Annotated in this window: 17 protein-coding genes; all 17 read right to left on the bottom strand. The window is 44.6% G+C overall.

Translation table 11 applies throughout. The features are described 5' to 3' along the window. Positions 1 to 2 precede the first annotated feature (2 nt). The 17 genes from T515_RS04450 to T515_RS04370 all read right to left on the bottom strand — a co-directional run bounded on the left by T515_RS04450 (position 3) and on the right by T515_RS04370 (position 20,114). Positions 3 to 980: a glycosyltransferase family 2 protein gene (locus tag T515_RS04450; RefSeq protein ID WP_036608020.1), complete on the bottom strand. Its 978-nt coding sequence runs from the start codon at positions 978 to 980 to the stop codon at positions 3 to 5. A gap of 30 nt (positions 981 to 1,010) precedes the next feature. After that, complete coding sequence (locus T515_RS04445; RefSeq protein WP_242839324.1) at positions 1,011 to 1,361, bottom strand: type II toxin-antitoxin system HicB family antitoxin; 351 nt, start codon at positions 1,359 to 1,361, stop codon at positions 1,011 to 1,013. Continuing rightward, positions 1,358 to 1,615 carry a type II toxin-antitoxin system HicA family toxin gene (locus T515_RS04440; protein ID WP_036608017.1) on the bottom strand — a complete coding sequence of 86 codons (258 nt, stop codon included), beginning with the start codon at positions 1,613 to 1,615 and terminating at the stop codon, positions 1,358 to 1,360. The genes T515_RS04445 and T515_RS04440 overlap by 4 nt, the downstream gene beginning before the upstream one ends. Before the next feature lie 113 nt (positions 1,616 to 1,728). After that, on the bottom strand, positions 1,729 to 2,958 hold the full coding sequence (locus tag T515_RS04435) for an alcohol dehydrogenase catalytic domain-containing protein (protein WP_036608016.1): 1,230 nt from the start codon (positions 2,956 to 2,958) through the stop codon (positions 1,729 to 1,731). Positions 2,959 to 3,093: 135 nt separating this feature from the next. Beyond that, positions 3,094 to 4,464 carry a class I SAM-dependent methyltransferase gene (locus T515_RS04430; protein ID WP_036608015.1) on the bottom strand — a complete coding sequence of 457 codons (1,371 nt, stop codon included), beginning with the start codon at positions 4,462 to 4,464 and terminating at the stop codon, positions 3,094 to 3,096. A gap of 14 nt (positions 4,465 to 4,478) precedes the next feature. Then, a complete protein-coding gene (locus tag T515_RS04425) occupies positions 4,479 to 5,525 on the bottom strand; it encodes an AAA family ATPase (RefSeq protein WP_036608014.1) in 1,047 nt (348 codons plus the stop codon). Between the two features lie 279 nt (positions 5,526 to 5,804). Then, on the bottom strand, positions 5,805 to 6,857 hold the full coding sequence (locus T515_RS04420) for a hypothetical protein (RefSeq protein ID WP_036608012.1): 1,053 nt from the start codon (positions 6,855 to 6,857) through the stop codon (positions 5,805 to 5,807). Between the two features lie 338 nt (positions 6,858 to 7,195). Continuing rightward, positions 7,196 to 7,609 (bottom strand): hypothetical protein, encoded by a 414-nt coding sequence (locus T515_RS04415; RefSeq protein ID WP_036608010.1) that lies wholly within the window; start codon positions 7,607 to 7,609, stop codon positions 7,196 to 7,198. Between the two features lie 75 nt (positions 7,610 to 7,684). Continuing rightward, positions 7,685 to 8,665: an NAD-dependent epimerase/dehydratase family protein gene (locus T515_RS04410; protein WP_036608008.1), complete on the bottom strand. Its 981-nt coding sequence runs from the start codon at positions 8,663 to 8,665 to the stop codon at positions 7,685 to 7,687. A 59-nt stretch (positions 8,666 to 8,724) separates the two neighbouring features. Continuing rightward, positions 8,725 to 10,977: a thiamine pyrophosphate-binding protein gene (locus T515_RS04405; protein ID WP_036608005.1), complete on the bottom strand. Its 2,253-nt coding sequence runs from the start codon at positions 10,975 to 10,977 to the stop codon at positions 8,725 to 8,727. A 1,215-nt stretch (positions 10,978 to 12,192) separates the two neighbouring features. Continuing rightward, entirely contained in the window at positions 12,193 to 13,560 is a 1,368-nt protein-coding gene (locus tag T515_RS04400) for an ATP-binding protein (protein WP_036608002.1), read from the bottom strand. 99 nt (positions 13,561 to 13,659) lie between these two features. After that, the gene (locus tag T515_RS17555) at positions 13,660 to 14,598 is read right to left on the bottom strand and encodes a response regulator (protein WP_036608000.1); all 939 of its coding nucleotides are present in this window, start codon (positions 14,596 to 14,598) and stop codon (positions 13,660 to 13,662) included. Between the two features lie 242 nt (positions 14,599 to 14,840). Further along, positions 14,841 to 16,391 (bottom strand): hypothetical protein, encoded by a 1,551-nt coding sequence (locus tag T515_RS16405; RefSeq protein ID WP_051671423.1) that lies wholly within the window; start codon positions 16,389 to 16,391, stop codon positions 14,841 to 14,843. Positions 16,392 to 16,515: 124 nt separating this feature from the next. Next, positions 16,516 to 17,130, bottom strand: a complete 615-nt coding sequence (locus T515_RS04385; RefSeq protein ID WP_051671422.1) for a Uma2 family endonuclease — start codon at positions 17,128 to 17,130, stop codon at positions 16,516 to 16,518. Between the two features lie 92 nt (positions 17,131 to 17,222). Next, positions 17,223 to 17,828, bottom strand: coding sequence for an ATP-binding cassette domain-containing protein (locus T515_RS04380; RefSeq protein ID WP_036607997.1), 606 nt, complete (start codon positions 17,826 to 17,828; stop codon positions 17,223 to 17,225). A 164-nt stretch (positions 17,829 to 17,992) separates the two neighbouring features. Further along, on the bottom strand, positions 17,993 to 18,757 hold the full coding sequence (locus T515_RS04375) for an ABC transporter permease (protein ID WP_051671421.1): 765 nt from the start codon (positions 18,755 to 18,757) through the stop codon (positions 17,993 to 17,995). Positions 18,758 to 18,941: 184 nt separating this feature from the next. After that, complete coding sequence (locus T515_RS04370; RefSeq protein ID WP_036607994.1) at positions 18,942 to 20,114, bottom strand: ABC transporter substrate-binding protein; 1,173 nt, start codon at positions 20,112 to 20,114, stop codon at positions 18,942 to 18,944. Positions 20,115 to 20,196: the final 82 nt, after the last annotated feature.

The following is a 20,196-nucleotide window of genomic DNA, read 5'->3' as shown; positions in this document are numbered from 1 at the left end:
AACTAATTTTTCTCCATATCCTTAACTCCACGGTATTTGGGGGCATCTCCGAAATTGAGACGCTCTTCTTCAACTACCAGAGGTCTCTTCATGACTCTCTGATTTATGGAAAGGATGTACTCTCCCAGAAGTCCGATGAAGAAGATCTGAATGGATCCGAGAAAAAGCATGCCTATAAGCATTGGCGCCATACCTGCAGGGAATCTGTCCCACCAGATGAGTTTCATGATGAGATAGATGACTGCGATGGCCATACTTACGGCGCTGCACACTCCTCCGAAGAATACCGCAACTCTGAGGCCCACCTTGGTGTAGCTTGTGAAGCTTAGCATGGCGGCATCATAGAGGGAGTACCAGTTGTTATGGGTTATGCCGGCGCGACGGCGGGGCTGGGTATAAGGAATTTCCTTACGACGGAAGCCAAGCTCCGCTACGATTCCACGAAGGAACGGGGTAGGGTCGTTTAGATTTCGCATGACATTGATAAATGCCTTGTCATAGAGTCCGAAGCCTGTAAACTGGGCAATCTGATCTACCGATGACATCTTCTTTATAAATTTGTAGTAAAGGCCTCTCATCCAGTACATAAGAGGATTTTCCTGGGAGTGGGTCTTTACTCCAATGGCTATCTTGTAGCCCTCCTCCCAGGCCTTTACAAACTCAGGGATCATCTCCACAGGGTCCTGGAAGTCCGCAGCCATGAGCATGGTGGCATCTCCTGTTGACTGGAGCATGCCGTAATAGGGGCTGTTGAACTGCCCGAAGTTTTTGGCATTGAAAATAGCCTTTACATCCTTGTCTTCGCTGCAGAGTCCTCTCACCAGTTCTCTGGTTTTGTCTTTGGAATCATTGTCGATGTATATGATTTCATATTTATACCTGGGAAGTTTTTCCTCGAACATGGCTCTGATGGCCTTGTAAAGAGGCACCACGTTCTCTTCCTCGTTGTAGCATGGCACTACTATGCTGATTGTTTTCAAAATGTTTTCCTCTGTTCTTCTACCTATGTTTTAACCCTCAAGGATTGTCAGCTCATCGTCAATTGCTCTTGATACAAACTGATTTATAGTTATCCCTTCACTTGCAGCTCGTAACGCAACTTTCCTATGCTGTTCCGGGCGTATACGTACATTAAAAGCTCCTTTATATTCTTTTTCAGGAGCCTTCCCTATTTTTTCACAATACTCTCGATAATTCAACACAGCATTTTGAAACTCAGACTTCAACTCATCCACAGACTGTCCGTGAAAATTTATAGAATCATTTATTCCCAAAACATGTCCAACAAAAATCTGATCATCTTGATCGAATTCTATTTTTGCATGATATCCATCATATTCCATCAATGAGCTAATCATCATATTTCACCTATCTCTTTCAAAAAATTAATTATCATTTTAATTTGATAGCGATATAATTCATTGCCAGGATGTGGTCCATCAAATTGAACAATTCGTTTCGTTTTATCATGTACATATCCAATCCCGGACCCTCTCCCTCCTTCAAATTTACTACAACCACATTTCTTCATAAGACCATCCAGTTCTCGTGTTGTGAAATTTGTTGGCATGGGTTTACTCAATAATTTACGTATTAAGTCTTCTTTCTTTGACATATGCCTCACTCTCTGTAACTAATTTATAGTTACAGCATAGCACCGTATAATTTACACGTCAATGTATTAGTATAACTCCACATTTCCTGCCCCACTAACAAACAGCAATAGTTTTAATTCATCTCCACTGCTATCTTTATGGCTTTTCTGTCCTTCATGTCATATATGGCCTGTTCGATCTTATCTATTCCTCTGTATCTCCCGGTAATGAATTCTGACGGATGTAAATCATTATCCAGGATCAGTTTCATAACATGTTCAAGATTCTCGCGGCCACCTTTGCTGAGGGAGAATTTCAGAGTTTTTCCCGCCATTCCGCGTCCCATGGAGAATTTAGGGATCAGGATAGAGTCGATGACAGTATTTATTTTTCTTTCTGGTTTTGCGCTATTCGGTCTCTCCAGCTCGCCGTCTTCTGCGCTCTTGCTATCCGTCAGGTTTCTGTATTCCTCATCCTGAACTTCAGTGTCTGCGCCGAAGTACATAACATTGGAAACAACTCCCGTACCGTATTTCACCATGTCGATGGCCTGGGGGAGGGTGTAGTCATTTCCGCCGCATATAAGAACCTTATCTGCGCCCTTAGTAGCGGTTTCAGAAAGCACATAGTTCACAACAGCTGAACCTGTGGAGTTCGCAAGAGGATACATTTCCTCCGGAAGGCCGCAGTTGAGAGTCCTGTAATTAAGAACTTCCACAGAGCAGTTTTCATCGCTCATGGATTCTGCTATGCGGACATTGTCTGCTCTTGACCCTACCGCAAAGATTCTTCGGGCCCCGGCAAGCTTGCTGCCCATTATGGCAGCCAGACCTATGGCGCCGATACCCATAACCACCACTGTATCCCCGGATTTCACTCCGGCTTCCTCAACTGCAGTGAATCCGGTCTGCACCACATCAACGCACATGAGAGCGTCCTCAAGGCTCATGCCGGCAGGGATGTGAGCGAGGTTTTTATCTGCATAGGGAAGATAAAAAAGGTTCTGGAAGGCTCCGTCTATGGATTTTCCTATCATGTGGGCGCTGAAATTGTGTCCGGCGTGGGCATAATTCACGTCCACATCAGGCTGGCTCCAGTCCGGGGTTATGGCCGATACCGCAACTGTCTCTCCCGTCTTAAAATCCTTTACCTCGGATCCCACTGCTTTTACTCTGGCGATGACTTCATGTCCAAGGGTAAGATTGTCCCTCTTTGGACTGCCCTGCCAGATGGTATGAACATCGGAAGTACAGGGTGATACCAGCACCGGCTCAAGAAGAACGCCATGTTCATCCAAAAGAACCGGTGTCACCTTTTCAATATATTCTATTTTTCCTTTTCCTTTTAAAACCAGCGCTTTCATTTCGTCTCCATATAATTATTCCCCGGGAACCTCAGACTGTCATATATGACGTGAGTATCAAAGTCGATACAGGATCGTTTCGCGCTTTGCGTTCTCACTTATATCATATTATGTCCCTGCTGAATAACAGGCTTTTCACCCCTGTTCGGAAGAATCCGAGGTATACCCTTCTATCCTGTCCGTTTTAAGAACAAGTATCTTTACTTTATTTCCGAATCTTTCCCGGATGATCGATGCAATCTCATCAGTATATCCGGGTGCCACAACGAGTATCTCATCCACAGGCTCATCATGGAAATGCTCCGGTGAGACTATAGGTATATGGGAAGCCGGTGAGTACCTTCCCTGCTTGAACTTTGCAGAGTCAATGATGTACTTTACCTTGCCCCCAAGCTCTGTGGTTGCCGCAAGGGTAAAGCCCTGATGGCTGGCTCCCCAGATGGCAATGGTCTTTCCGGTGCCGGTGAGATGTGCGATATGAGCATTGACCTCCTCATTCAGTCTCTCAAAGCTGGATTTCAGCGCTGAAACATCTATGAGAGCGCCGTTATATCTCAGACTTGTGAGTTCATCAGGCTCTGCCTTTTTTACGATTATCTCGATGGTATCTCTGTTCACTATCCTCATATCAAGGACCTCAAAGCCGTTATCCTGAAACAGCTTTTGCAGAGTGAACTCTGTATAGTTTGCGATATGGTCACGAAGGAGCTCGTAATAGCCGTTATATTTCAGTATGTATTCAAAACTTGGCACAGTAACGAGCCCCAGGGCCTTTGGTTTCAAATTGTGCCAAATGTTTTGAAGCATATCTTTAGGATATGGCTGATGCTCCAGGAAATTGAACTGCACAAAGGCATCGAAGGGACCGTTTGGATACATATAATCGCCTTCGGCAAAGCCCTCAACTACCTGATACCTGAACTCTTCTGAATTGATTCCTGCAATACATGTACAGGATTTCACTGAAGTAGTTGCTCCGTTTTCTGCGCGTGACCACTGCTCCGCTGAAGCCTCTATTCTTTTTGCCTCTTCCACCAGCTCCCTTTTATGTTCGATTCCTGTAAGCCTGAGTGCTGCTGCCTTTGGCTGCCCCGAAAGAGCATCCTTTTCCAGATCTTTTCCAAGAGCTGCCGCCCCTTCTTCCGACTCCGAAAGATTCTGCCACATCCTGAGGAACTCACCTCTTCCGCAGCCGACTTCAACGATATTTCTGCCTTTGATGCCATACTCCTGCATATAAGTGAGAAGCCTTGCATACTCTTCATGACGGAGTCTCGTCATGGTCCTGGTTCCGCCTCCGGCACGTATAACATCTTTATAGTAGTCCACAGGTTCACAGTCGAACTGCACTAGGCCGCACTCGGGGCACTGGCATAGTTCCAGCGTTATAGGGTGATCGTCCTTCAGTTCCGACTCATCCGGTATATTCTGTGCCGATGCCGGCATATCAGAAAAAGTCATCAGTTTCTTTAATTCGTGCCCGCAGGCGATACACTTCTTTTCCATATCATTATATCCTTCTAAAACATAGCATACGACTTCGCTATAATCTCAAACCTCGGCAGCGTTAACGTAACATACCCATGAGCCGGAGCCGAAATGATTCCCCTTTTCATAAGCCGCTCTCTGTATTTTGAGAAAACCTGTGATGTCATTGAAACTCTTTCACAGATCTGCTGCACCTTTGTACCATCGGAATCGATAACAGCGACGATCTCCCTGTCTTTCTGAGATAATGCCTCCCAAATCTTCTTATACACAAAATCATCCAGCATATCATCCAGTTTTGACAGGATATCATCCATATTCATTTCGTCCCTGTATTCGTAGTAAAGCATCCCCAGGGCTTGAAACGCAAATGCATATCCTTTCGTTATTCCTGCAAGCTTTCCCGCTTCCTCATCGCCGATTGCAAATATCTTTTTATATTGTTTTGCTATTTGATGCAGGCTTAAAGGTTCCAGACTGATCTTCGGAGTTCTGAGGAGAAATGTAAGAGCCGGATCATTTTGTATAGCATAGATATGCTCATATAGTCCTGTCATCAGAAGATATACAGGATAATCTTTTCTGATGAAAATCTGATACTGGCTGGCGAATCTACGCATGTTTTCATCATGCTGAACTTCATCTATGGTGATCAGCACTTTCTTTCCCTTTTTCCTGAGGGATGCCAATGTCTCTTCAATGACACTAATGTGATCCTGCGCCGATTGAGCAGCATTCACTCCCACTCCAAACCCCAGCGCAGTAACATTGAACCCCTGTTTAAGAATATCGGGGATTTTTTTACAGGAATCAATAAGTCTCATGGCCATATCTTCTATAAGATTCTGAGTGGAATTAAGATCCACAACCACCCATTCCTTATTTTTCTTAAGTTCGTTGGCCACTGCAGTCATAAGAACAGTTTTGCCGCTTCCTCGTATGCCTTCTATAAGATACGCCTGACTTATAGGATTGTCAGCCTGAAATGTACTGAGTATCATATCCATATTTTCGTATCTGGAAATGTACTCACTTGGCTGCCGCCCAAAAGTCAGAGTAAACGGATTATCTTTTTTCATATCCCCGGCGCCTCTCTTTCCTGATTTTCATAATTGAATCAAGCTTTCATATTTCAATGTGTTTTCATAATTCTTCATAATTGAATTATACTTTCATAATTCTTCATAATTCAATACGTTTTCATAATTCTTCATAATTTTCATGATTCTCCATAACCTAAGGGTTCTTATGACATCAGAAATAAGCTGCCGCAGGTTTTCTCGGGCAGCTTATCTCAAGACATGTATTATCTTTATTTAAGCCGTAAATACAAGATTGAGCACTTTATTTCACGCTCTTTAAACATAAGAAATCATGATGCCCTCTTCGTTAAAGGCGAAAGTACTTCCATTCATAGTCACTGTACCTGTATAGAAATATCCTTGAGGATTTATGAAATGGGCATGCACCTGGCCATCCAGTCCAAGCTGCATAAGGACAGTATCCTCGCCAAAAGCCACAGGCTGTCCCGTTTCAGGATTAAGGAAGCATCCGGTGCTGACACCGTTCACATCGGTTACGATGCACATAGTCGCATATGTCATCATGAAGACTTTCCCCTCCGGTGTTTTTATAGTGGCGCCGTCTTCAGAAACTACACCTCCGCCTGCAAATGTAAGTCCTGACATGTCGCCATCCACAGAATACAGGCGCACGATGGAGCCATCCGGCATTGGTGTTATCTTATCCTGCACATTTATAGTCTTTCCGCCTAAAGAGATAGTACCGGTAATAAGTCTTACTCCATTCCCGAGATAATGAGTGGATATAGTTACCATTGCGCCGCTTGACGACTGGAAGGTTCCTCCATTTGCCGCAGCGCTGAGACCGGATCTGCCTCCGCCACCGCCGGAAGAACCGCCACTGCTCGAATCATCACCGGAAGATTCTTCGTCAGGAAGGTTTACTTTGATTTTCATTGTTGTAGTGTATTTATACAATACCTCAACGGTACTGGTTGTACTTATCTCACTTCTGGTACTTTGTCCGTTTTCAAGGGTACTTATAGTACTTATGGTGCATATTTTCGTATCTTCTCCTTTCATCTCGGCTCTTGCTGTAACTGTGACCGGTCCGCCGTTTCCAACTACAGTTACATTACCGTTTTCATCAACCTTGATTACATCACCATCTATGACATCATATAAGACCTGAGACGATACATCATTTAGCAGATAATCATTTAGTTCAAAACCGTTTTTTGAAGTTATAGTTAATGTATTTTCAGTAAAATAAAAATCTCCGGCATTTTCACCTGATTCAGATGTACCCGCAAAGGAAGTAAGCGGAACTTGAGCCAAAAGTATCATTCCTGTCAAAAGTAAACAAGCCAGTTTCTTTGCTATCTTCATATAAATCTCCATTCCGCCGCCTTTTCGTGACGGCACAAATAGTGATAAAAATCTGTTCTTCACATTTTTCTTCTAAAAGGAAAAACTATCCTTTTAATTACTTCGTCTATTATCCCTGCTTTATAACTATCTTTTTTACTGCGACAATCAGTATCAAAATCTATATGGAAACCCCAAAAAGCTTTAGAGACCTGAAAAAAGCTGCTCACCGATTTCTCAGTGAACAGCTTTAAATCTTTTCCGTTTTAAGGGTTAAATCTCAGGTTCGCCGGTAAACCGGAATCCCTACATCAGCATATTCGAAAAAAACATGTTCTCCTATGCCTGAACTGTTTTGATTACATAGCAAGCAATGAATAGGATACCATTACGCCTTCCTCATTGAATACAGTCATCATACCATTCATGACAACCGTTCCTGTATAGAAGGTGCCGTCTGCCTTTATCCAGTGTGCATGCATCTGTCCATCAGCACCTAACTGCATAAGTACAGTATCATAGCCAAACGCAACAGGCTGTCCTATTACAGGATCAACGAAACATCCAACTGTTGTACCATCTGCGTTTGTAACAATCATCATCGGTGCGCTTGTTACCAAATATGTCTGTCCTTCAGGTGTCGTAAGTGCAGTTCCGTCAGCAGAAACTGTACCTACTCCTGCAAATGTAAGACCTGAAACATCACCGCTGACTGTATAAACCCTCTGAGAAGCGCCGTTTGCAAGTGCTGTTACCTGAGTAACCGCTGTCATGGTCAGGGTTAATTAGCCTCAAAATAATGTAAAAAAAAAGACAGCCGTGGGTAATTCCCATCAGCTGTCTTCCCTTCACCCGGCTTCCAGCTCCAGTCGTTTCTTTTCAACCAGCTCGCCGATTCCGTCTTCAAAGGATATCTCCTGTCTGAAGCCAAGTCTCTGAATCTTAAGAATCTCCGGAGACATGTTGTAGCCTCCCTCGGCGTTATTGCTTCGGATGCCAAACTCAAGCTCAGCTCCGCCGCCGGCTATTTCATTCATGGCCTGAACATACTTTTTCAGAACTCTTGAATCATCTCCCGCAATATCATAAACATCTGTGCGTGTCTCTTTGGAATCTATAAGAATGCTTATGGCCCTCGCACAGTCACGTACTTCAAGGTAATTCCATCTCTGTACACATGGTCCCAGAACTACGGGAGTTTTCCTTATAGAGCCCTTAAGCACCGTGTTTACCAGGCTTGTCTTGTGATCTCCGTCTCCGTACACGCTGAAAATGCGCATGTGAATGAACTGCATGGCATCCTTGTCATAGATCTGGCCGAGAAGACTCTGCTCTGTAGCCCATCGTCCGAAGGCACGTTTTGCCTTTCCGTAAGGACTTATGGGTCTCGGCGCACGGTGATTTCCGTCTCCGTATTCCGCCTGGGATCCGGCAAATATAAACTTCTTTGCCCCCAGGAGCTTCGCCATGATATAGGCCTTTTTAGCATTTTCAATGTTCTGGATCTGTATATCCGTGTTCTCTCTGCCTGCGGAACCTATGCCGTCCCAGGCAAAATGCAGCCACACATCGATGACTTTATCGTCATCTCCGGACTTTTCAACAAATTCAGCAAAGTGTTCCTCTCCGCACTCTGCATCCGGCAACTCGTCAAAATCCATATATACTGTGCGGTACTTCGGGTACTTTGTAATACCCCTTTCCTCCAGTACGGATTCATTTTTACTTCCGGGTCTCACTGCCCCGATCACCTCATGATCTTCTCCTAAAAGCTGGAGCGCTGTATATACCCCCAGAAAGCTGGTGACTCCGGTAATTAGTACTTTCATACGGTGTTCCCCTCTCCCCTATACTCTTTAGGCTTACCGCCTTTCCTAATAATACCCCTTTATATACGTTTGACAAGCATTATTTTGTTCATTTCATCGTCGGAAAGGTACGGAGCAAGGTCCTCGAGAGGAGGGCTTACCAGGCTTCCGTCCGGCAGTTTTTTTGCTGCAGACTTCGGCAGGAACTGCTGGGACATGGTAACCATGATCTCACATATAACAGGTCCTTCTGTTTCAAGAGTCTTTTTGAAAGTCTCCTCCAGATCCTGATTGTGAGACACTCTCAGGAAAGGATATCCGTAGGCTGCCGCAAGCTTTTCCATATCCGGGAAGCTTAAGTCATTTATGCCATCCACGCCGGAATCAACCCCTATTCCCACAAGAGGTTCTCCCCAGAAGAGATTTGTCTGGGTCTGTCTTATGGAGTGATATCCCCCGTTATTGATGACAAATATCTTAATAGGCATCCTGTGGCTGATTATGGTCTGGAGCTCCTGAAGGTTCATCTGTATGGAGCCGTCTCCTGTCAAAAGGATGATATCGTGCTTCTCATAGGGCGGATAGGTCTCATCCTTTCCTGTCCAGTACTCATCATGAATCTCCGCCTTAAGGCGCTCATCCGCAGTTTCATAATATGAAGGATCATTCTTTGCATTCACCGAATGAACCGCCACCGCTGCCCCGATGGCCGCCGGAAGTCCGTATCCCATAGATGCAACTCCGTCCTGGGATATGAATCTTGTGCCCTTCTTAATGATGTAGGCCTGTCCTCCCGCAACACATGGAGATCCGTTTCCTACCACGGTTACCTGGCCGGGCTCTGCCAGACGGGAAATGATATCAATCACGGCATAGACATTGGCACGATTCTCCGGATCGTCCTGTTTGTCTGGATCCTCGCTGTTTGGCTCGAAATGCTCCGGAAGCACCGTCGGATAGTTCTCTCTGTAAAAGGCGCAGGTCTCAAGCCAGCTGAGATTATGGGAAGCAGCTTCTGCCACGGCCTTTGCATTTTCATTGTGACAGATACTCAGGGCATCCTCTCTCAGTATTCCCCTGCCACCCTTAAAAAGAGGCTCGTCTCTCGTGATGCCCATCCTGTCAAGTTCATGAAGCAGAGCCTTGAGAAGAGTTCTTGCATCCGCATGAACCGGCATGTCGCAGTGAACAGATGGTTTCTTCAGCTCCTCCAGATCTATGTCGTTGACTATCACATAGGCATCCCTTGCCCAGGTTTTAAAGTTGTATCCAACCTGACGGATGTTGAGTCGTGAGCCAATGCTTAAGATAAGGTCTGCATTCTGGGCCGCAAGGTTACCGGGACGGTCTCCTCTTCCTCCCGGACGTCCTGCATAAAGAGGGTCCTCCGTGGGGATGATGTCCGGGCCGTTCCAGCCAACAACTACAGGGATATTGAGTCTGTGAGCCACCTCAAGGAAAAGAGTCTCTGCGCCGGCGATTCGGATTCCGTTTCCCGTGTAGAAAACGGGGCGCTCTGATTTACGAATCTTTTCTATTATATTGAGGGGAACGGCCGGATCCAGTGACGGCACCGGTGTCTCTCGGTTTGTGGTATCAATGTCTGCAGGAATCCTATGAGGGTTTATGCCAATGCTTTCCGCCTGAACATCCTCATTTTCCCGGGATGCAGCTTTAACTCCGGCATCGGCACCGGCTTTACCCGAAGCTTTATCTGCGCTGTTCTTTGCCCAGCCGTCTCCTCCGGCTTCATAATCCTCTCTGTCAAAGCCCACAAGCTCATCTGTTTCTATGGTTGTTCCCTGAACATCCACCGGGATATCAAGCCACACAGGACCGGGACGACCTGTCTGGGAAAGGTAAATGCACTTTTCCACTGCGTAGCGCACTCTCATGGGGTCACTGAGCATCTCAGCGTACTTCGTCATGCAGGATATGGACTTTGTGATCTCAAATTCCTGATCTCCCATGGCACGAAGACGTGTTCCGTTCTGCTCCGAAGCCCATCTTGCGGTATTGTCATAGCGAACCTGTCCTGACATAACTATCATAGGAATGGAATCCAGCCATGCTCCCAGAACTCCGGTGATGGCATTGGTACCGCCGGGGCCTGATGTCACGCAAAGAAGAGCCGGTCTGTTATATATGCGGGCGTAACTCTCTGCCGCCATGGCACAGGCCTGCTCATGATGCTGATAAAGAGTGTGCATCCCTTTTTGATGTCCGAAAGCATCATTGAGATGCATGGCACCGCCTCCCGTAACCGAGAAGTTCTGGGTTATGCCGTTCTCTACCAGTTTTTCTGCTATATACTTAGCCAATTTGATCTTCATAATTTTTCCGCTCCTCACAGTGAAATTCGCTACTTAGAATATAGAATTTCCCTTCGGATTTGTCAAAAAAAGGTGATCACCAGGTCCAGTTGCAAAAATAAGACCTCAAGGTATGGTGAAGACCCCAAAAATCATTCAATATTTTCTACCTTTAAATAAAAACATAATTTTTAGGAGAGGATTTTGTCCGGAATTACGCCATGTCCCGCAAACTCTTAGAGTCCATTTCCGTTGTCTTAGAAATTCATGGTCAAAATACAGCTTTTTTATTTAAATTAATACACCGATGTTTGAAATGACTCATTAATGAGGTAATCGGATACATAAACTTCATCCGGAACCGGCATTTTATTTTTTCAGGCCAAAAATCGCCGGATTTTTATCCTCTATATTACCTTTTGAACCACGAACATGCCCTTTTGAAATGTTGTTTTTCTCACTTATAATTTTACGGAATATATTTTTATGAGTTTATATAAGAACATATATTCGATATTAATCTGTATTTTGTGTTTATCTACGTTTCTCTTCTATATATGGTAATGCTTTATTCTGACACTTTATACTGTATTTTACATTCAAAAATCATTAAATCCCACTGGTCATATCTTTATGCAGGAACTTAACTATAATTTTTTAAAGTAGGGTTATTTATTTAATAATTAAGTTTCTTTTCACCTATTTTTCATTTGGAGATTACTTTTTATTTATTTTTATCTCATAATTTTTTATATAAATTTTATATTTTTTATCCCTCCCCAAAATCTTCTAAAATTGCCCCAAATTTTACATCATAAACCGCCTTTCTGATTTATATTTTCTCCTTTTAAATCAGCATTTTTTGAGGTTTTTTCGGTATATCCGGCTCAGTTTTTAAATTAATAGTACCTGATACTGTTTCTTATCTTTTCGCCATGGTTTTTTACTGCTTTCCTTCCCAAACGGCGGACAACCGGTATACTTCCCCTTCCGATTTACAAAAAAATAAAAGAAAGAAATGCTCAAAGTTCATTTCTGCCCTTTGAGCATCTCTGTTTTTTGAATAATCAAATTATCCCCTTTTATCCCTTTATCAGTGCCTCAACAGAAGCCTCAAATCGGCCGTTTTCCCGATTTTTTCCGCAAACTTCCACATTTCATCAAAACTGTCTGTAATCGCAGTATTTTGATAAATTCACTGTATTTTTATTAATTACGCAGCATTATCGTATTAATTTAAGCATTTTTAGCAAGGGGCAGCATCAGTGAATACACCGCTCCGTGCCCGGGAAATTCCTTATTTTTCACTGTTATGGAGCCTCCCAGATACTTTACGGCACTGGCAACCACGGACAATCCTATGCCATATTTTCCATCCTTTCCCTTATAATAGAGTTCAAACATGTGGGGCAGATCCTCCTCTGCTATCCCGGGGCCGTCATCCGATATGGTTATATGGGCAAATTCACCCCCCATAAGCTTAATCTCCACCGCTGTTTCTGCGTATCTCATGCAGTCGGAAACGATATTCTGGACTATTCTTATGAGAAGATCCGGATCCGTTGTCATGAATATATCATCCGCTGTCTCTTCCGTCTCTTCAAACACCAGTTTCTTGCTGTCATCAAGCTTTTCCAGGGCTTCCACCTGTTCCGATATAAGCTCGTTAAGAGACAATGTAACCTTGTTTCCGGGCCATGAATCCGAATCGAGCTTGGATAAAGTGAGGCTTGATTCAAGCAGTCTCTGAATCCGTTCCCCTTCTCTCACGATAACCGCCGCTGCCCTTTCCGTATCGCTGATTATTCCCCTTTTAATTCCGTCCGCATATCCTATTATGGACACAAGGGGTGTTCTCAGATCATGCGAAATGTCTCTGAAAAGCTTTTCTCTTTCTGCCTGGTTTTTTGCCGCTTCGTCAGCTCGTTCCCTTTCCATTTCCGCAGTCAGTTTTTCTTTTTCGCGCTGTGCCTCCAGTATCATTTTTTCATGTTCTCTCTGTCTCTCCATTTCCCTTTCACGCTTCTCCAGCCTGTTGGACAGATAAAAGATGGCTATTGCCGCTATAAGAAGCATCGGGGCTGTGATCCACAGAATGTAGTACCGCATTTGCCGAAGCAGAATTCCGGCATTTTCAACCTTCTTGTAGAGGATGTAGCTCTTTTCTGATTTCCCGGCTTTAAACACCGCGACTTTGTACATGTCCTCATCTATATTCAAAGAGACCGTTTTCTCTCCGATTTCGCCTTTTGTAAGGGCGTTTTTCAGCTCTTTTGCAAGTTCCCTGCTGTAATTCCTTCCGGAAGAATGAAATACCTCTTCACCTTCTTCATCAAATACCAAAAGCTGTACCTCCCCCGGTTCAAAGCTGAAATGTTTCTTTACAGAGTTCTGTAAATCAGTACCGTTTTTATGGGGCTTTTCTGTTTCCTTCATAACATCGTGAAGTTTACGGTCCACATCCATCTCCGCAGTGAAAGAAAGATAGTTATTGGCGCCTTTCCCGATCACAAACCATACAGACCAGGAAAAACATATGAGCACCATAAGTACCGGAAGCAGTATCCTCAGTCTCCTAAAGAGCCAGTTAATTTTATTATCCATTAAATTTCCGTCTTTCTATATTACTCTCTCAGAATTTACATACCCTGTAGGTTCAGGTATGTATCAAAAATCAGCATCAAGCTCCGTAGAACTTTCCTTTTAGTTTTCAGTCATTCTGTAGCCAAATCCCCATACTGTTTCCACCCTGGCTGTAGATCCCGCTGCTCTCAGCTTTTTCCTGAGACGTTTCACCAGGTCATCGGTCATTCTCACATCCTCCTGAAGCCCGGCATCAGGGAGGTTCCAGACTCCTGCCAGAAGCTCTGCTTTTGAAACTGCCGTTTCTTTTCTGAGCATAATAAAATGAAGGAAGTCAAATTCCATGGGAGTCACCTGTACATCCACGTTTTTGATGCAAATGTTTTCCACATTTCCGACTTCACTCATTCCCGTTTTATCCGGCTTTGATACGCTTTCTTCAACATATACCCTGTGAGCTGAGAAATTCACCAGAAGATTTCCACATTTAAGCGGGATTTCTCCCACATCAGGTGAATTTTTTACCCCATTAAGGCTATTCATCCCCCTATTCCCGGTCTCTTCTGCAGTGACATTCGTATTTCCCCCACCACTCAGAAGCTGATCTCTCAGTATGTCAGAGCGTCTGAGAAGAGCTTTCACCCTGGCCACCAGCTCCAGGGGAAGAAAAGGCTTGACCAGATAGTCATCGCTTCCCATTGTGAGCCCCGTCACTCTGTCAAGAGGGGTATCCTTTGCCGAAACCAGAATTATAGGCATGGCTTTTAACAGTGTATCCTCTGACTTACGAATCCTGCTGCATGCGGCCAACCCTCCGGTTCCCGGCATCATGATGTCCATAATAATGAGATCCGGCTTTCTGATCCATAAGGGTTCGTTGATGTCAATCTCCGATGAAGCTTCTTTCCCCTTTTCTGTAAGCGAAACTCCCAATGCCGCCATCACATCGTCAGCATTGGCAAAAGTCTCAACCTTGTAGCCTTCATTTTCCAGAAAGGTCTTTTCCATTTCCCTTATATCTTTTTCATCATCCACAACATAGATAAGTATTTCGTCCATATTTTCTCCATCCGCACCGTATTAAGCGCATATTTTCGCAGATTCTATCATTTCTTTCTGAAATGAGGCTGAAGCCTTTATCTGCATAAAATTAAAGACCTTCGGTCCTTTCGAACCGGAGGTCTTATTCAGGGGCAGAAGCATTATTACCCCTTAAAACTTTTCCTGCTTAGCCTGAGGAAAGTCTTTTGTAATCTTTTGGAGAGTGCTTTATTTTTTAAATTTAATCTGTGCGTTAAATATTAGTCGTAGAGTGTATACTCTGCAGATACATAGTCAGCTGTGTCATAAGTTGTTGAGCTGTATGTGAATGTATCATTTCCTGCTTTATATGCTGCAGCTGCCTTTGAAGCAAGGTCATCGGTCTCGATGAAAGCTACCTTACCATCGTGGATAGCATAGTAGTTATCATCCGCATCCTTTACATAACCGCTTGTCACGATGGAGCCTGCCTTACTTACAAGTACATATGTTCCCGTTGTGCCGTACTCAACCAGTTCATAATATGTATCGCTTGCTGCCTTCTGAAGGATACCGTACTTATAGTACTTCTTGCTCTTGATACCATTGTATGCCTTACCGTTTGAGTTGAAGTAGAAGGTGTAAGTATCGTCTTCAAGGGTAATGCTTACTGTACCGTCCTTCTTCATGGCGCCGCTTGTCTCATCTCCGAAGTAGTAGAGATTGAGATCTCCTCCGTTTGTCTCACCAAGTGAATAGATATCAGCGGCTGTAATTTCATCCTCGTCAAGGTCCTCAACTATAGAGCTGCAGCTTGAGATGGAGCTTGCATCAAGTACAAGAAGTCCGCTCTGCATGATGCCGTATTCGTTGAAGAAGTACCACTTGGAGTTGATCTTCTTTGCCTGGCTTGTTACCACATAGCCTGAGCTGTTTGTGTAGAACCAGCGATATGTGCCGTCATTATAATCATCCTCGTCCATTTCCTCACTAGGTATAGCCTTTACCCATGAGTTCTTCTTGATGGAACCTGATGTGAGATCTGAATATCTGTAAACGTTTGAGGTTGATGATGTTGTTGATGAAGAAGCATTTTCATCCCATCCTGAAACCATGACACCGTTTGAATCGAAGGTGTATCTGTAGGAATTGATTACCTTTGTGGTATCTGTAAGCTTCTTACCGTTCTCAGACTTGAAATAGAACCAGATAGCTGTGTAGTCCTCATAGGTCTCATCCGATGTTGAGAGATCCTGTTCATACTGGTGCCAGCCTGTTACCATGGCGCCGCTGTCCTTATCTCCGAAGTACCATACAGCCTCATAAACTGCCTGGGCATCCTCGGAAACGTCGATCATTTCACCGTTTTCATCAACGTAGCCGTAAAGCATCTTTCCTTCGTCATCGAACATGTACTTTTTGCCGCTGATGGTAACAGGGCTTGATGTATCTTCATATGCCTTACCTGTCTCACGGAAGTAGTACCATGCATAACCGTCATAATTTTCGTCGTCTGTTGCAACGGCCTTCCATGAATTTGTGATCATGGCACCGTCTGAGCCTACATAATAGTAGTAATCACCGTCTTCGATGAGTGTGTTCTTAGCCAGAGTTCCGTCTGAGCCGAGATAGTAGTATTTACCGTCTGAAACCTTCCAGCTGTCTGTGACGTAATTTCCGTTGCTGTCGAGATAATACCAGTCGTCACCCTCCTGCTGCCAGCCTGCCGCCATGGCTCCTGTTGCCATAATTGTTGCAAGTGCACCTGCCGCAAGAACTGTTTTTCCCATAGTCGGGATCCATTTCTTCCTGCTGTTTTTATTTGCGATCATTTTTTGACCTCCTAATCAACCAAATCCTGTTGTTTTTGTATTTGCTCTTTCTGAGCTCCCGGTTATATTAGCTGAGGTCCTGTGGGCTAAACTAGATTATCGGTGTGGCAGATTTGTGGCAGATTTATTTTTCCTGCTGCGCCTTCTTTTCCTTCATCTTTCTGGTAAACTCCGCCATCTCATAGAATTTCTTTACCTTCTCTTCCAGTTCTTTAAAGTCTATACTGAATCCCGGCACAATGCTTTCCGCCGGTACTTCATCATCAAAGCTATAGTGCCTCGGAAGAGTGACATCAGAGAAATCGTAGACCATAAGGGCTTTATGCTCCACATCTATGATCCAGTACTCTTTCACTCCCGCATCTCTGTATTTTGTAAGTTTCAGGAACAGATCCCGTTTTCTGTCCTCAAGATCGCTTCCCAGAAACTCAATGGTCACATCGGGAGCCCCTTCCACAAACTTACCTCCCGCAACCTGCTGCTCATCCCTGACCACGCAGATGTCCGGTACTATGCAGGTCTTCTCATCCTTATCAAGACGTACCCCCACATACATGAAGGCTCTTGCATATTCTTCGGTACCATTTAAGGCCTGTGTGATCATGCCGTAAAGATTTCTGAGATACACTCCGTAAATCGGCAGATTCGCCTTCATCTTATAGATATATCCGTCTATAAGCTCCGTTCTGTCTTCTCTTTTCTGGTTATCCTCTATGGTGTAAGGTCCTATTTCGTACATTCTTAAATCTCCTGTTTATGGCCTTTTGCCGCTTAATCTAACCTGCCTTAACCGGGCAGATTTGCCTCAATAATCTTTATACAGATCTTTTTTTATTTTTGTTCCAGAATCAGCTCTCTCATCTTCGGAAGTCCCTCCACCTCATGGCTAGCCAGAATCAGTGGACGTTTTCCTTTACTTTTCATGATGTAAGCGATGACTCTTTCTCTCGTATCCGGGTCAAGCCCCGTGAAGGGCTCGTCCATTACCAGCATATCCGACGGCGGAAGCATGGCCCTTACTATGGCCACCCTCCTTTTCATTCCTCCGGAAAGCTCTTTTACAGGCTTGTCCAATGCTTCCGGCGGAAGTATCTCTGAAAGAGCCTCTCTCGCCCTCTCCCGGGAAACGGCAGGGTCCACCAGGGAGACATTGTCAACCGCCGTAAGCTTTTCCAAAAGCCTGTCCTCCTGAAATACCATCCCCACCTTAAGACTGTTTCCGCCGTGGGCCGCCTCTCCCATGCTTATCTCTGTACTGCCGCTGTCTGCCTTTTCGAGGCCGGCGATGATCCTTAAGAGCGTCGTCTTTCCTATGCCTGATGGCCCCCTTAGAAGCACATCTCTGTTATCTGACCCCGTATCAATGTGAAGATTCACATGATCAAGGACAGTTTTCCCATCATAGGTCTTTGTTATGTCTTTGAAATATATCTGCATATTCCATGTTTCCTTTTAGATTAATACCTCATGAAATAACTTTGATTTCTAATATATGAATATCAATTTGATCATCTTTTTTCCAGCAATCCACAAAACTCGTGAAACTTTGTATTCCATGCAGTAATCAATCTTTCCTTAACGCATTTTACATTCACAGGAATTCACTTCACTCTTCCGAAGCAGAATCCCATGGCCCCGAGAATAAGCTTTTCAAGCAGAAATGAAACCAGCACTATGGTAGCGGTCCAGGCGAAAAGATCAGCTGTTTCAAGATATATCTTTGCCTGATAAAGTCCGTTTCCCATGGATCCAAGGGGCTGGCCTATAACTTCCGCCGCCACTCCGCTTTTCCATGCCATACCGATGGACGCCTGAAAAGCGCTGTAAAGATAAGGGTAAACCGAAGGCAGATAAATGTATCTTAGCCGTCTGATGCCCGGCATTCTGAATACCTCCGCCATTTCCAGAAGCTTCGGATCCGTTGCATTGAGCCCTCCCAGGGTATTTATATATATAAGCGGAAGCACAACCAGCCCGCTTATATAAAAGGATAATATCCTGTTGCCTGCCCAGATAAGCAGAATGATGACAAAGCTCGCAACAGGAACTGCCTTTAAAACAGATATGACCGGTTTAAGAAAATCCTCCATAAACTTCACCCGATAAGACAATAAGGCAAGTATGATTCCGGCTGTTGAGCCGAAGCAAAAGCCTCCCATGATCCTGAGAAGAGAGAATAAAACCGAGTTCCAATATTCCCTCGTTAAAATCATTTGCTTTAAGGCCGCCGCTGATTCAATGGGGCCTGCCATAAGGATGCTGTTATGAATGGCGGCGCTCAGCAGCTGCCATATAATAAGCCACAATAGTATGATTCCTATTTTTTTCAAAAAAGTAATAGCCTCTTTACTGCTGTTTTCTTTCATTATTATCTCCATGGGTCAGGCACGAGCCGGGTTCATCCGAGCTCGTATATGACCCACCAGCTAAGTTTGAAAGTTCTCTTTCAAACTTTCGTTCCTGAGTCAGTCTTAGATTCTTTATATTCTAGCAAAAAAGTGCCACAGTAAGAACCCTCTGTTCTAAACTGTGACACTTTACATGACTATATCACTTTACGTAATAAAAACCATCCTCAGGAAGCTTTCCGCCTACTGACTTAGGATTCTGATCAAAGAGCACCTTGAGATATCCGGAAAGGCTCTTCTGCATCTCTTCACCCGTAACAGCTACGATATTGCACTGGGGAAGTGCCTTTTCCGCTACAGGAGCCTTTGGAATGATTCCGTACTTTGCAACCAGTCCGGCTGTTCCCTTAACATCGGAAACCGCCTTTTCGGTGCTTGCCTTGTGGTCCTCAATGAATGCCTTAACCGCATCTTCATTGTTCTCGAGATAATCATTTCTTACCACTGTGACACCTGTAAGTAGCTTTGAATCCTCTGAAACCGCATCCCACTCCTCTGTAAGTGAGAATGCAATCTTAAGATCCTGATTCTGAGCCATAGCCACTGTTACGAAGGGCTGCGGAAGAACAGCAATCTGTGCAGGATCCTTTGAAAGCACTGCTGCAATCTCCGTTGCTTCAGACTTGAACTGAAGGTCACAATCCGTAACCTCATTCTTCTCAAGAAGATAGTTGAGGGCATACTCCGGTGTGGCGCCCTGTCCTGTAGAAAGAACCGTCTTTCCGGAAAGGTCCTTTACACTTTTGATGCTTTCATCTGCAGTAACGCAGTAAAGAACGCCCAGTGTGTTAATGTCTACGACGCTTACTCCCTGATTAGTCTTGTTGTAGGCTATAGCCGCAAGATTTGCAGGAATAAGGGCAGCATCGAGCTCTCCTGCCACCAGCTTTCCGAGAATAACATCCGGCTGTGTCTGCATCTCAAAGAGATATCCGCTCTTATCACCGTTTTCAACCTCATTCATAAGATTGACAAGTCCCATGGTGGTAGGTCCCTTAAGTGAACCAATCTTCATGGCACCGTCAGAGGTGTCTCCGAAGGCCTCAGTCTCTGCAGCGCTCTCGCTTTTTGCCGCTTCCTGAGACTCTGCCGCACTGCTCTCTTCTGCTGTTGTCTCTGCTGCAGCCCCGGTTTCTGCTGCCTTTTCTGTTTCAGCTTCTTTACTTGTTTCAGGAGCCGCTGTTGTCTCTGCGGGGCTTGTCTCTGCAGATGTTGTTGCTGCACCTGTAGCTGCAGTTGAACTGCCGCAGCCTGTAAGCATCGCACCGGCTACCATAGCGGCCAGTACCTTCTTTAAAAATACATTCTTTTTCATGATTTTCCTCCCGATACAGGCGGTAGTTCCGTCTGCACTCTGACTCCGGGCACCGACAGATCGGTCTTCCGCAGCCTGTAAT

Source organism: Oribacterium sp. P6A1 (genome assembly GCF_000702885.1).
Taxonomy (GTDB): domain Bacteria; phylum Bacillota; class Clostridia; order Lachnospirales; family Lachnospiraceae; genus Oribacterium.
The sequence above is the reverse complement of the archived record's forward strand: the minus strand, read 5'-3'. Positions and strand labels throughout refer to the sequence as shown.

What these genes read in the sequence shown, in the direction of transcription:
- T515_RS04400 (WP_036608002.1), bottom strand. Translation starts at nt 13,560, where the DNA reads ATGGATAATAAAATTAACTGGCTCTTTAGGAGACTGAGGATACTGCTT.
- T515_RS16405 (WP_051671423.1), bottom strand. Translation starts at nt 16,391, where the DNA reads ATGATCGCAAATAAAAACAGCAGGAAGAAATGGATCCCGACTATGGGA.
- T515_RS04410 (WP_036608008.1), bottom strand. Translation starts at nt 8,665, where the DNA reads ATGAAAGTACTAATTACCGGAGTCACCAGCTTTCTGGGGGTATATACA.
- T515_RS04420 (WP_036608012.1), bottom strand. Translation starts at nt 6,857, where the DNA reads ATGAAGATAGCAAAGAAACTGGCTTGTTTACTTTTGACAGGAATGATA.
- T515_RS04435 (WP_036608016.1), bottom strand. Translation starts at nt 2,958, where the DNA reads ATGAAAGCGCTGGTTTTAAAAGGAAAAGGAAAAATAGAATATATTGAA.
- T515_RS04370 (WP_036607994.1), bottom strand. Translation starts at nt 20,114, where the DNA reads ATGAAAAAGAATGTATTTTTAAAGAAGGTACTGGCCGCTATGGTAGCC.
- T515_RS04405 (WP_036608005.1), bottom strand. Translation starts at nt 10,977, where the DNA reads ATGAAGATCAAATTGGCTAAGTATATAGCAGAAAAACTGGTAGAGAAC.
- T515_RS04415 (WP_036608010.1), bottom strand. Translation starts at nt 7,609, where the DNA reads ATGACAGCGGTTACTCAGGTAACAGCACTTGCAAACGGCGCTTCTCAG.
- T515_RS04385 (WP_051671422.1), bottom strand. Translation starts at nt 17,130, where the DNA reads ATGTACGAAATAGGACCTTACACCATAGAGGATAACCAGAAAAGAGAA.
- T515_RS04380 (WP_036607997.1), bottom strand. Translation starts at nt 17,828, where the DNA reads ATGCAGATATATTTCAAAGACATAACAAAGACCTATGATGGGAAAACT.
- T515_RS04425 (WP_036608014.1), bottom strand. Translation starts at nt 5,525, where the DNA reads ATGAAAAAAGATAATCCGTTTACTCTGACTTTTGGGCGGCAGCCAAGT.
- T515_RS04445 (WP_242839324.1), bottom strand. Translation starts at nt 1,361, where the DNA reads ATGATGATTAGCTCATTGATGGAATATGATGGATATCATGCAAAAATA.
- T515_RS04430 (WP_036608015.1), bottom strand. Translation starts at nt 4,464, where the DNA reads ATGGAAAAGAAGTGTATCGCCTGCGGGCACGAATTAAAGAAACTGATG.
- T515_RS17555 (WP_036608000.1), bottom strand. Translation starts at nt 14,598, where the DNA reads ATGGACGAAATACTTATCTATGTTGTGGATGATGAAAAAGATATAAGG.
- T515_RS04440 (WP_036608017.1), bottom strand. Translation starts at nt 1,615, where the DNA reads ATGTCAAAGAAAGAAGACTTAATACGTAAATTATTGAGTAAACCCATG.
- T515_RS04375 (WP_051671421.1), bottom strand. Translation starts at nt 18,757, where the DNA reads ATGAAAGAAAACAGCAGTAAAGAGGCTATTACTTTTTTGAAAAAAATA.